The sequence below is a fragment of the Streptomyces sp. CNT360 genome, assembly GCF_000424785.1.
In genome coordinates this window covers 490,595-503,083 of sequence record NZ_AUKO01000003.1, presented here as the reverse complement: position 1 = coordinate 503,083, position 12,489 = coordinate 490,595, and the positions used below count along the sequence as shown (strand labels likewise).

Sequence of the window (12,489 nt, the reverse complement as noted above, 5' to 3'; positions counted from 1 at the left end):
GGTGCCGACGCCGCCCGGCCACCCGGTTCTTCGGTGGCCTTTCCATACTGAGGTCCGTGGGTTCGTCCGCGGCTCCGCGTTCGGCGCTTCGTCGGCCTCAACCGTCTGGCGGCGGGTGGTCGGGGAGGCGCAGCGGTCGGCACGGGAAGAGGACGCCGCCCCGCGGCGGACATCGCGGGGATCGTCGGTGCATGTGAGGTTTCCCCATCCGACGGGGAGGCACCCCTCACAGCCGAGGCCCCCGAGCGGGACGGGCGGGAGTTGCACCTGACGCCGCCTGCCCGTGCGGGCAGCGTCAGGGCGGGCCTCCGCTTCACCACCTCCAGGAGGAAGAGCGAGGGCGAGCGTCTCGGTGCACTGGCCAAACGACTCGGTCTCCAGGGCGTCGTCCGCAGAGCCAGGCGGCTCGGAGGCGCACGGGAAGTCGGGGCCTTGACGCCGCTTCCGGCGGAAGGTGGGCGATGACGGGGCATGGACGGCGCCGCCTGGAGGACGGACCCGTCCGTCACGTTCGAGTCCGCCAGGGAAGGCGTGGCGGGCCTCACCTCGTTCGGTGCGCTGGTCGAAGGGCTGATGGAACTCAGCTGTGACATGCGAGGGCCCGCCAAGGACATCGCGTCCGCGATGAAGCAGTTGGGGCAGGCGGTGGGCCGGGTCGAGCGTTGGGAGGAGCGGGCCCGGGCCCTGATGTAGTGGCACGGCCGGGCCCGGGGGTGGTGCAGCCCGCGGTCCCGGCCGTCTGTCGGCTGTATCCGTTCGAGGGCGCGGGGCAGTTCCCCGGTCGCGTGCACGGCGGGGCCCGGGCAGGGGTACGGATCCGTCAGCCGCACGCCGCGTGCGGCCTCTGGAGGGGGAGGGCGGACATGCTGTCCGACGAGGTGTGGCGAGATGTGACGGCGCAGGGACGGGTTCAGCGCTACCGCGCACGTGAGCGGATGCTTCGGCAGGGGGAGCCCGGGGCATGCTTGCTCGCGCTGACCGACGGTCTGACCAAGGTCGTGCGCCGGGAGAACGACGGGGCCACCACCTGGCTGGCGTTCCGGGGGCCGGGTGAGCTGCTGGGCGAGATGTCGGTTTTCGACGGCACCGTGCGCACCGCGGACGTGTACGCGCTGACGCCGTGCACCACGGTGAAACTGGAAGCCGGCCGATTCCGCCGCTACGTCGAACAACGCGGCCTGGTCATGCCGTTGATGCAGCAGACGTTGCAGCGGATGCGGGAGTCGGACCAGCACCGTGCCGAGCTGCTGACTCTTCCGGTGATCGTCCGGCTGGCCCGCTCGCTGTTCCGGCTGGCGGAGCTGGGAGACCGCAGCAGACCGGCCACGCAGCTCAGGCTCACCGGACTGACCCAGGAGGAGATCGCCCAGGCCATCGGCGTCACCCGCAACTGCGCACTGCGCGGACTGCGTGAATTACGGAGGGCGGGCGTGTTGGAGACCGCGCGCCGAGTAGTCGTGATCACCGACCCGGAGGCGCTCCGGGACTGGGCGGCCTTCGATCAGTATTCAGTGATGTGAGGTGAGCCACCGGCGGAGTGCACCGCGGTGTGCATTCCGGTCGTGCGCCCTCGGAGAAGCTCGATGCAGTCGCCTCGCGGCGCACCACATCGGACGCCTCCGACCGAGGGAGTTCTCATGCCCGCATCCATGCCGCAGCCCCACTCCGAAAGCCGCGCACTGCCGCCCTACCGAGGCCTCTTCGCGGTCGACGCGAAGGACTTCACGGGGCTGCCCGCGGTACAGCACGGCCCCGTGAGCCAGTTGATCCCCGAACTCGTCGATCACGCGCTCGGACAGGCGGGGCTCGCCGAGTTGAGGGAGGGCAAGAGGTTCCCCGCCAACACGGGGGACGGCATCGTGTTCGGCTTCGATCCCGAGAAGTTGCCCTTCCTCATCTGGCCTCTCCTGCCGGTGCTCGACGAGGTGTTGGCCACGTACAACCAGCAGACCGTCGGGCCGCGCATCCGGCTGCGGGCGAGTGTGCACGTCGGACCGCTGCCGGATGCCGGCGACCCGGGGGACGGGAACGGCACGCCGCGCAACGACACGCACCGGCTGCTGGACTCCCGGCCGGTCAAGGCGGTCCTCGCCGCCGCCAGCCCGGAGACCACCCACCTGGCCGCGGTGCTCTCCAGCAGGGTCTGGGAGGACGTGGTGCTGGCCGGTTACACCGGCTTGCACCCCGATCGCTGTATCGAGGTACCGGCCACGGTGGAAGGCAAGAACTTCACGCAACAGGCGTGGCTCTTCGTGCCGACGCCCTCCGGCAACCTGCTGGAGTCCGGCATTCTCCCGGCGGCCCGGCCCGCTGAAACCGCTGAGGCCGCACCTCGGGACAGCGGAAGCCCCGGCGACGGCGCGCGCTACAGCGGCAACACCCAGCACGTCACCGAGGGCGCTGCCCTCATGGGGGACGTCGGCGGCGACTTCACCTACACCGGAGGCGCCAGCTACCGTGCGGCCAACCAGCACTGGGGTGAGGGAGACAACGTCTCGGGTGACAAGCACACCGGCGGCAAGGGCCGGGCATGAGTACCGAACAGGGCACCGTGCACCGGGGGTTCGCAGAACCACACCTGCGCACCGAGGCGCCGGTGCCTGGCCTGTCGCCCGGTGCCTCGTACGACAGCAACCGGCAGCGGGTGGGCCGCGGAGTCGCGGTCATGAGCGTCGGCGGAGATCTCAACGTCTTCCCAGGATCCGACCCGTCCGACGAGGCGGTGACAGAGCGCGTCCTGCCGCCCCGGTTCCGGGAGGGGCCCTACCCCGCCCAGGAGATCGCCAAGAAGCTCCGCGGTTTCGTCGCACCACCGGTGTTCGGCAGGTGCCTGAAGATCCTGAAAGGCACGGGCCAGGACGGAGGAAGTGTGCTGCTGCTGCGCGGTGGCGGGGGCGACGGAGCCACCACAACGGCCCTCGCGCTGCTGCGGCACCGGCACGGCGAGGACGGCGTGACCGGGTTGGACACGGACGAAGATCCGGCCAACTGGACGCCGATGGCTGCACGTGGGTACCTGCTACGGAATCTTTCGCAGACCGCGGCCGACAAACTGACCGAGGTGTCCCTCACCTCGCTCGCCGGCCGTCTTGCGGCAAGCAGGTCCTGCCTCGTCGTCACGGTGGGCGACGACGTCGAACTGGCCAGGGACACGGGCCCGTGGCAGGTGGAGCACGAACCGCCGCTCGCCCGCGAGGTCGCGCAGGAGCACCTGCTGGCAGCGGCGCGTGCGGGAAATCTGACCGCGGCGGAGCGGGACCAGGCACTGGGACAGTTGCGCACACCCGCCGTTCGGGCACACCTGGACACCGGTCTGCTGCCCCCGGCCGCCGCCGATGTGGCGGAGGCGCTGCGGGAGGCCGTGGTCTCGGGCAGGCAGGTGGACGACGTGCTCGGCAGTCTGCGGCACGGTGACGACAAGTCCGCGGATGACGCCCTGCGCGAAGCGCGTCACAGCGCCGACAGCCTCGCTCTGCTCGCGGCCGTCTCCCTGCTGGAGCGGCAGGACCGCACCGTCGTGGCGCTGTTCGCCACCAGGGTACGTAGTCTGCTCACCGAGCGGACCGGGCAGGAGGAGGAGCACAAGAGGGACCTGCTCGGTACCTCGTTCGAGCAGCGGCTGAAGCGCATCGGAGCCGGCACGTTGCCGCCCCGTTTCGTCTCCGCGCCCTGGCGCCGTTACCGGATGCAGCCCGTGGCCTTCCACAGCAGGCACCGGGCGACCGCGGTGCTCAGGCGGCTGTGCCTGGAGTACGAGGGTTTCACCGATGTGCTGGGGCAGGGTCTGCACGCTCTGCCGTATCACTCGGGTGTCGACCTGGCCGCCGGAGCAGCACTGGGCCGGGTACTCACGCACGCGACCGGGCCCGGTGCCCTGCGCCCACTGTGGACGTTCGCTCAGGCCGAGCAGCGCTGGAAGCGGCGTCTGGCAGCGTATGCGATCGGCGAGGTCGGCCAGCACGTCGAACTGGCCGGAGCCACGCACGATCACCTGCGCCAGTGGAGCAGGCAGCGCGACGTCAACATCAAGTGCACTGTCGCCGAAGTGTGCGCGGGCAGTTACGGACTCGCCCGGCCCACCGCGTCGCTCACGCTGCTGGACAACGTGCTCTCGGGAGAGGGCGACGGCGCGCAGTTGGAGCCCCGTCTGCGCAACGCGGTCACCTTCGCTCTCGGCGTGCTGCTCACCGAGGACGCCAACGTGCCGTCGGTTCTGGACCGACTGGTCGGCTGGCTGGAGATGCCGGTCGGGAGCCTGGGACACGCGTACGCCGTGCAAGCGGTGGAGGCACTGTGCCGGGAGTCCTTCCCGGGGCCGCGCCAAACAGGTGTGCGCCGGATCGGCCTGGCCCAGGTGCTGGGCGAGCACTCTTCGCAAGCCATGGCCCTGGTGGCGCTCGGCCTCGACGACCCCGGGACCCATGCGGCGATGGCAGAGGGACTGTCGGCCGTCGAGCGTGACCCCGTGCAGCGGCGCCGCGCCTCCTTCGAGTCCTTTCTCCGCGCGTTGCCTGCCGTCGCGAACGGCAACCGGGGCATCACACGCTTTCTCCTCACCCGCTACCGGCACAGCACACTGCCGACGCCAGAAGGGACGCTTTCATGAGCGCGTCGCTGTTCGAGACGACGTCGTCTCCGCTCCTCGGCCTGATGCGCGCACGTTGGTTCCCCAGGGAGGACCGTGTGCTGGTGTTCCTCGCGGAGGACCGCCCGGACTGTGTCGAGCCCACTCGTGGCGACGACACGTGGGGGTACCCGCGTCCCTCGTGGAGCGAGGTGCGCGAGGGGGGCTTCTCCCATGTCTGCTGGGTCTCGCTCACCGAGCGGGTGTGCTGGGTGGATCTGCACCAGCCGGCCGGCGCGGCCGCGTGGTCGCCGTTCTCCCGCCGTGTCGGGTGGCGTGTCTGCGACCCGGTCGCCGTCGTACGCAACCGTGTCGTCGAAGCCGGCGTGCCCCGCCTCGTCGCCACTCATGTGCGCGACCACGTTCCCGACCCCGGACCGCGCCATCTGCACAAGCAGCCTCCGCCGCCCTGCGGCACCGTGCCGGTGAGCGCGCACGGTGCCGGACAGATGCTGCCGGAGGGAATCGGCTACGTGTTCCTGGAAGCCTCACCCGGGGAGGAAACCGGTCCGGTCGGCGCCGGTGCCCCGGAGCCACCTGCGGCCTGGGGCGAGGCGCACCGGGAGATGTACCACTTCTACCGGGAGGTGGTCGCGGGCGGACCGGCGGGGCTGGCGGCGCTGTGGCTGCTGCACCAGCCGGAACAGGCCCGGGAGGTCCTCGACTGGACGGTCGGCCATCCACAGCTCCTGAGCGGAGCGGGGGAGGGCCCGGCGCCTGGCGGGATGCCCGACGAGGACAGCTGGGAGACGACGCTGGCGCGGACACTCCGGGGGCTGAGCGGGGAGGAGCGCGGCTTCCTCGGTGTCCGGATCGCTGAGGTGCTGAGCAGCATGGGAGTGCCGCAGGGGGACGAGGTGCTGGAGAGGATCGGGGCGGCCACGGCGCCGGGCCGCTGAGCGGACCGGCGTGCCGTTGCGGTGTCCGGGGTGCACCGTCTGCACGGAGTGAACAACCGGACGCAGCCGGTGGGCGGGGGTGGCGGGCGGCATGCGGGGCCGTTGGGTGCCCGCGGGCCGGGGCGCTGTCCTGTCGGCGGGGAGAAGGAGATATCTTGATATCGAGACGATGTAAACGCGAGACGCGCAGACGCGAAGCGGAGTAGCGGTGACTGACTCGACCATCATCTATACGCACACTGACGAGGCCCCGGCCCTGGCGACCTATTCCTTCCTGCCCGTGGTCGAGGCCTACGCCTCGACGGCCGGCGTCGCCGTCGAGACCCGCGACATCTCCCTGGCCGGCCGGATCATCGCGAGTTTCCCCGAGCGCCTGGCGGAGAACCAGCGCGTCGAGGACGCCCTCGCGCGGCTGGGTGAGCTGGCCAGGACGCCCGAGGCCAACATCATCAAGCTGCCGAACATCTCGGCGTCCATCCCGCAGCTCAAGGCGGCCGTCGCCGAGCTCCAGGAGCAGGGCTACGCGCTGCCGGACTACCCGGACGACCCGAAGACCGACGAGGAACGCGAGATCCGCGCCCGGTACGACAAGGTCAAGGGCAGCGCCGTCAACCCGGTGCTGCGCGAGGGCAACTCCGACCGCCGTGCCCCGGCCTCCGTCAAGAACTACGCGAAGGCACACCCGCACCGCATGGGCGAGTGGAAGGCCACCTCGAAGACGAACGTCGCCCACATGGACGGCGACGACTTCCGCGCCACCGAGAAGTCCGTGGTGCTGGCCGAGGACGGCGACCTGCGCATCGAGCTGGTCGGCGACGACGGCTCGACGACGGTGCTGCGCGAGTCGGTACCGGTCAAGGCCGGCGAGGTCGTGGACGCCTCCGTGCTGCGCGTCGCCGCTCTGCGGGAGTTCCTCACGGCGCAGGTCGCGCGGGCCAAGGCCGAGAACGTGCTGTTCTCGGTGCACCTGAAGGCGACGATGATGAAGGTCTCCGACCCGATCATCTTCGGCCACGTGGTGCGGTCCTTCTTCCCGCAGACGTTCGCCTCCTACGGCGACAAGCTGGCCGCCGCAGGGCTGAGCCCGAACGACGGTCTCGGCGGCATCTTCAAGGGCCTGGAGTCGCTGCCGGAGGGCGAGGCGATCAGGACGTCCTTCGACGCCGAGCTGGCCCAGGGCCCGGACCTGGCGATGGTCGACTCGCACCGGGGCATCACCAACCTGCACGTGCCCAGCGACGTCATCGTGGACGCCTCCATGCCCGCGATGATCCGCTCCTCGGGCCACATGTGGAACAAGGACGACCAGGAGCAGGACGCCCTCGCCGTCATCCCCGACAGCAGCTACGCGGGCATCTACCAGGCCGTCATCGACGACTGCAAGGCCAACGGTGCCTTCGACCCGGCCACCATGGGCTCGGTCCCCAACGTCGGCCTGATGGCGCAGAAGGCCGAGGAGTACGGCAGCCACGACAAGACGTTCGAAATCCCGGTGACCGGCACCGTCCGCGTGCACAACGGGGACGGCGAACTGGTGCTGGAGCAGGCCGTCGGCGAGGGCGACATCTTCCGGATGTGCCAGACCAAGGACGTGCCGATCCAGGACTGGGTGAAGCTGGCCGTCACCCGCGCCCGCGCCACCGGCGACCCGGCGGTCTTCTGGCTGGACGAGACCCGCGCCCACGACAAGAACCTCATCGCGAAGGTCCGCGAGTACCTGCCGCTGCACGACACCGAGGGTCTGCGGATCGAGATCATGTCTCCGGCGGAGGCGATGACGTTCTCCCTGGAGCGCATCCGCCGCGGTGAGAACACGATCTCCGTCACCGGCAACGTGCTGCGCGACTACCTGACCGACCTGTTCCCGATCCTGGAGCTGGGCACCAGCGCCAAGATGCTGTCGGTCGTGCCGCTGATCAACGGCGGCGGGCTCTTCGAGACGGGCGCCGGCGGCTCGGCGCCCAAGCACGTGCAGCAGCTCGTCAACGAGAACTACCTGCGCTGGGACAGCCTGGGCGAGTTCCTGGCGCTGGCCGTCAGCTTCGAGCACCTGGCGCAGAAGACGGGCAACGCGCGCGCCCAGATCCTCGCGGACACCCTCGACCGGGCCACGGGCACGTTCCTGAACGAGAACAAGTCCCCGACCCGGCGCGTGGGCGGCATCGACAACCGCGGCAGCCACTTCTATCTGGCCCTGTACTGGGCGCAGGAGCTGGCCGGGCAGACCGAGGACGCGCAGCTCGCCGAGGCGTTCGCCGAGCTGGCCAAGACGCTGACGGAGCAGGAGCAGACGATCGTCGACGAGCTGGCGGCCGTCCAGGGCTCGCCCGCCGACATCGGCGGCTACTACCGGCCCTCCACCGAGAAGGTGTCGGCGGTGATGCGCCCCTCGAAGACCTTCAACGAGGCGCTCGCCACGCTGGGCTGACGCCGAGCACGGAGCACACCGTGCGAGGGGCCCCGGGAACGGACACCGTTCCCGGGGCCCCTGCCCGTCCCGTGCCTTCGCGCCTCTTCCCCTCCCGCCGGGCTCACGTCCTGCGCCAGCGCGCCACCGCGAAGGAGAAGAGCCCGAACAGTGCCAGCCCCACCGCGACGGCGACCAGCAGCCACGGGCCCGCAGGGGTGCGGGTCAAGGAGCGCAGGGTGTCGTCCATGCCCTTGGCCGCCTTCGGCTCGTACGCGAGCGCGGCCCGCACCAGGAAGCCGCCGGCCGCGGCGAACACCAGGCCGCGGGCCACGCCGCCACCGACACCCGTCGCATCGACGAACCGGCGCTGGCGGCGGGACATCTCGCCCGTCTTCAACTGGGTGTGGTAGGTACGCAACAGCGCCCGTACGGCCATGACGACCCCGGCGACGACGACGCCCGCGCCCACCGTGCCCACCAGCCACTGCCCGGCGGGCAGGCCGAGTGCCCTGGCCGTCACGTCCTGCGACTGCTTGTCGGAGGCGCCGCTTCCGCTGCCCTTGTCACCGTCGGCGAACGCCAGTACCGAGTACGCGACGAACCCGTAGAAGACGCCCCGGGCCGCCGACAGCAGCCGCTTGCGCGCCGTGTGTCCGTCCGGCTCGGTGACGCCCCACACCGCTTCCGCCAACCGCCACAGCGCCATTCCGGCCAGCGCCAGCCCCAGCGCCCACAGCACGAGCGAGCCGAACGGCTTGCCCGCCACCTCCCGCAGCGCACCGCCCCGGTCCGCCTGGCCGCCTCCGCCCTTCTCGCCGGTACCGTCCGCCACGGCGACCTGGAGCGCCAGCAGTCCGACGAGCAGGTAGATGACACCCCGCCCGACGAACCCGGCCCGCGCCGCCCCACCCAGTACGGGCCGCGCAGTGGCCCTGGCCCGCACCACGGCGGCCTTACGGCCGCGTCTTCCACCCCCGGGAACCGATATGTCCACGGCGCCCTCCTCCTCCCGCTCCGGAGAGGAGGAGGGTGCCCCGGCCGGACCGGGATACACGCGATCAGCGGGCAGATGTCCTGTTCATGTCGGATTGCATATGGTGCCCTGGGAAATGGTGACCGGGGCGGCGACTGCGGCGGGGGCGACTGCGGCGAGGACGGCGACCGACAGGAGGGCGGTGACGAGGGTCGCCGCGGCGGAGTGCTTCACGTGCCAACTTTCGTTCGTGCAAGGTAAGTTGTCGTGCTCAGATCGAGCTCGGACAGCTTAGGGAACAGACGGACGATGATCAATTGTGCGGGCTGTTCACTGCGAACGCCCGCGCAGGTCACGGCGCCTGTGGTATCAGACCTCTCCCGGGCGTTCCGCGGCCCGTCGGGCCCTGCCCAGCAGTTCCTCGATCCTGGTCACCTCGTCCGCGGTACGGCTCCGCCTGGCCGAGGCGAGGGCGGCCAGCAGGTGGTCCACGGCCAACGAGGCCCGGCCACGGGAGAGTTCCACCTCGCCGGTGAGCCGCAGCGCCTGTGCCTCCTCGTCGACGGCGCCGATCTCCCGGGCGAGTGCCACCGACCGGCGGGCGTGTTCGAGAGCCGCGTCCCGGTTGCCGGCCGCGAAGTGGGCACGGCCGAGCCCGCCCAGCGCGGCGGCCTCGTTCTTCCTGTCGCCGAGGGCGCGGAAGGCGCGGAAGGCGAAGCCGTACTTGTCGGCGCTCTCTTCCGGCTCTCCCAGGCCGATCAGGATTTCTGCGATGTTCGCCTGCGTGATGGCGACGTCGGCCCGGCTGCCGGTGCGCTCGGCGATGTGCAGCGCTTCCTGGTAGGCCTGGCGTGCGGCGTCGGTGTCACCGTTGCTCCGGTACAGATCCCCGAGGTTGTTGAGCGTTTTACCGAAGTTTCTGGTGTCACCGACGGCACGGAAGCCGACCAGCGCTTCCTGGAAGTTGCGGAGCGCGGCGTCGTGTTCGCCGAGGTAGAGCTGGGTGATCCCGATGTTGTTGCGGCACCTGGCCTCCGTCAACGGGTCCCCGAGGGGAGCGCACAGCCGCAGGGACTCGGTGTGGAAACGCAGCGCGATCCGGTGCTCGCCCATGTGCCAGTGGAGGACTCCGAGGACACGCAGCGCCTCGCTCACGGTGGCGGCGTCGTCCTCCTGCCGGGCCAGTTCCAGCGCCGCGCGCCCTGCTTCCTCGGCCGCTACGTAACCCGCGGTGCGGGAGAGGGCCGCGCTCAGATCCAGCAGCGACCGGCACAGCGCGTGCCGGTTCCCGGCGCTCTCCCAGTGCTGGGCCGCGTGCTGGTGCATCGGTACCGCCTCCGCCCAGTGGGCCTCGGCGTCCAGATACCCGGCCAGGCCGTCGGCGAGCAGTGCGGCACGCTCGGGCATGCCGTGGGTGCGGGCGTGCTGGTGGGTGGCCAGCAGATTGTCCAGTTCGAGGGTGAACCAACGGCGGGCGCCTTCGGGCGTGTCCGTGCCGGCAGGCGGTGGCGGGACCTCGGGCCCGGAGGCGCTCTCCACCGTGCCGGGGGACGGCGCGCGCGTTGCCGCGTCCTCGGTGGCGGGAGGCGCCTGCGGCGGGTACGGACCAGGCGCGGGCCGCAGGAGTGCGGCGCAGTGCGCCGCGGTGTGGACGTAGAAGTCGGCCAGCCGCCGGACGGCCCGGCCGTGCGTGTCACCGTCGTCCTCGCCGTGGTGTCGTTCCGGGACGTCCTCCAGCGGCGTCGCGCACAGTGTGCGGGCGTACTCGCCGAGCAGGTCGTGGTAGCGGAAGCGGTGCGGTGTCGGCTCCTGCACGAGATGGCCCGTCAGCAGGCTCTCCAGTATGCGTTCGGTCTCCGCCAGCGGGCGCCCGAGCAGCACGGCGGCCGCGTGCGGGCCGAAGTCGGGGCCGGTGTGCAGGCTGAGACGGCAGAAGGCGGACCGTTGCTCGGGCGGGAGCGTCTGGTACGACATGGCGAACGCGCCGGCGATCTCCCGGTAACCGTCGCGTATCTCGACGAGTCTGAGCGGAGCGTGCTCCAGGCGCGCGCTCAGTTCCCGCAACGTCCAGGAGGGGTGGGCGGCGAGTCGGCCGGCGGTGAGCTCGATGGCGAGCGGCAGGTATCCGCACTGCTGCACGATCCCGGCCAGCTCCTCCCGCTCGGCGGCTTCGCCGGTCAGGTCGCCGCGCTCCGGGGCGCCGGCGCGCGTCAGCGTCCGGAAGAGGTCGACGGCATCCTCCTCCGGCAGCACGTCGAGGGGGAGCGAGCGGGCCACGGCTGCCAGCCCCACCATCCTGGAGCGGCTGGTGATCAGGGTCAGCGACGGTGGGGCGTCCGGCAGCAGCGGGCGGACCTGTTCCGGTCCTGCGGCGTCGTCCAGGACCACCAGCGTGCGGTTCTCCGTCAGATGCTGCCGCCACATGGCCGAGCGCGCGTCGAGGTCTGTCGGTACCTGTTCGGCCGCGACGCCGGCCAGGCGCAGCAGGGCCCCCAGGGCTGTCTGCGCACTCATCGGGCGGCCGGACGCGGTGTGGGCCCGGAGATTGAGGTAGAGGCGTCCTCCGGGGAAGAGCTCCCGCAGTTCGTGGGCGGCGTGGAGGGCCAGGCAGGTCTTTCCGACCCCGGCCATGCCGGAGAGGGACTCGACCACGATGGCCGGGCTGCGCTGCGGATCCGAGAGCGCGGCGGAGCGCAGCCTGTGCATCTCCCTGTGGCGTCCCACCAGGGGGACGTGACGCGGCAGGTTGTCGGTCGCGGCCGTGGTCGCGGACTGCGGGGTGTCGTCCTTGACTCCGGGACGGGCCAGTTCGGCGACCGGTGCCCGGCCCAGTATCCGCTGATGCAGCCCGGCGAGCTCCTCGCCGATGTCGGCCCCGTGTTCTTCGCGGAGGACCTGGCGGCTGCGCCGGTAGGCGCTCAACGCGTCGGTGTGCCGGCCACTGCCGTAACAGGCGATCATGAACTGGCCGACAAGGGTCTCGTCCGTGGGGTGCTGTTCGACGAGCGCGGCCGCCTCGCTCGCGACCTTCGCGTACCGCCCCAGGCGCAGTTCCACGGCGAAGCGGAAGGTGGTGCAGCCGCGGTGCTGGGCCTCCATCGCCGTGCGCCGGGAGGCGGCCCAGGCGCCGGGCAGGCCCGCCAGCGGTGTGCCCCGCCACAGGGCTTCCGCTTCGTGGAGCCGGGCCAGGGCGGCGGAGTCGTCCCCGCTTCCCGCGAGTTGGTCGGCTCGGGAGACGAGGCGGTGGAACAGGTGCCAGTCGATCAGATCGGGGTCGGCCTCCAGGACGTAGGTGTGGGCGCGCTGGACGATCGCCAGGTGTGCCTGCGGCCCGAGGGAGCGCAGGGTCCGGCGAAGGCGGGAGATGTAGACGTGCACGTTCTCGCGCGGGTTCCGTGGTGGATAGTCCTCCCACAGCCGGTGCACGAGAGCGTCCAGGGAGACCGGGCGCCCGAGGTCGGCCGCCAAGGAGGCCAGCACGAGGCGTGCCTTGTCGGAGCGGAGGCGGGGCGGCTGTTCCTGACCGGACAGCTCGACCGGGCCGAGCAGGTGGATCATCACCAGCGTTTCCTCTCGCCGGCCC

The 12,489-nt window shown here is 71.2% G+C and carries 9 protein-coding genes; 6 read left to right on the top strand and 3 right to left on the bottom strand.

Going from position 1 to position 12,489, the window contains the following annotated elements; translation table 11 throughout:
* The first annotated feature begins 471 nt into the window (after window positions 1-471).
* The 6 genes from H297_RS0109585 (at window position 472) to H297_RS0109560 (ending at window position 7,951) form a co-directional block, all read left to right on the top strand.
* Window positions 472-693, top strand: a complete 222-nt coding sequence (locus H297_RS0109585; RefSeq protein WP_027736858.1) for a hypothetical protein — start codon at window positions 472-474, stop codon at window positions 691-693.
* Window positions 694-863: 170 nt separating this feature from the next.
* A complete protein-coding gene (locus H297_RS0109580) occupies window positions 864-1,520 on the top strand; it encodes a Crp/Fnr family transcriptional regulator (RefSeq protein ID WP_037793635.1) in 657 nt (218 codons plus the stop codon).
* 117 nt (window positions 1,521-1,637) lie between these two features.
* On the top strand, window positions 1,638-2,534 hold the full coding sequence (locus tag H297_RS0109575) for a hypothetical protein (RefSeq protein WP_486589462.1): 897 nt from the start codon (window positions 1,638-1,640) through the stop codon (window positions 2,532-2,534).
* Window positions 2,531-4,606, top strand: a complete 2,076-nt coding sequence (locus H297_RS35520; RefSeq protein ID WP_051351690.1) for a hypothetical protein — start codon at window positions 2,531-2,533, stop codon at window positions 4,604-4,606. Before H297_RS0109575 ends, H297_RS35520 begins: the two co-directional genes overlap by 4 nt.
* The gene (locus H297_RS0109565; RefSeq protein ID WP_037793410.1) at window positions 4,603-5,523 is read left to right on the top strand and encodes a hypothetical protein; all 921 of its coding nucleotides are present in this window, start codon (window positions 4,603-4,605) and stop codon (window positions 5,521-5,523) included. The genes H297_RS35520 and H297_RS0109565 overlap by 4 nt, the downstream gene beginning before the upstream one ends.
* A gap of 208 nt (window positions 5,524-5,731) precedes the next feature.
* Window positions 5,732-7,951: an NADP-dependent isocitrate dehydrogenase gene (locus tag H297_RS0109560; protein WP_027736854.1), complete on the top strand. Its 2,220-nt coding sequence runs from the start codon at window positions 5,732-5,734 to the stop codon at window positions 7,949-7,951.
* Window positions 7,952-8,054: 103 nt separating this feature from the next.
* Here the strand turns inward: H297_RS0109560 and H297_RS0109555 are convergent, their stop codons facing one another.
* The 3 genes from H297_RS0109555 to H297_RS35515 all read right to left on the bottom strand — a co-directional run bounded on the left by H297_RS0109555 (window position 8,055) and on the right by H297_RS35515 (window position 12,464).
* A complete protein-coding gene (locus H297_RS0109555; RefSeq protein ID WP_078513897.1) occupies window positions 8,055-8,927 on the bottom strand; it encodes a DUF1206 domain-containing protein in 873 nt (290 codons plus the stop codon).
* A gap of 84 nt (window positions 8,928-9,011) precedes the next feature.
* Complete coding sequence (locus H297_RS44110) at window positions 9,012-9,140, bottom strand: hypothetical protein (RefSeq protein ID WP_486589461.1); 129 nt, start codon at window positions 9,138-9,140, stop codon at window positions 9,012-9,014.
* 135 nt (window positions 9,141-9,275) lie between these two features.
* The gene (locus H297_RS35515) at window positions 9,276-12,464 is read right to left on the bottom strand and encodes a BTAD domain-containing putative transcriptional regulator (RefSeq protein ID WP_037793409.1); all 3,189 of its coding nucleotides are present in this window, start codon (window positions 12,462-12,464) and stop codon (window positions 9,276-9,278) included.
* Window positions 12,465-12,489 lie beyond the last annotated feature (25 nt).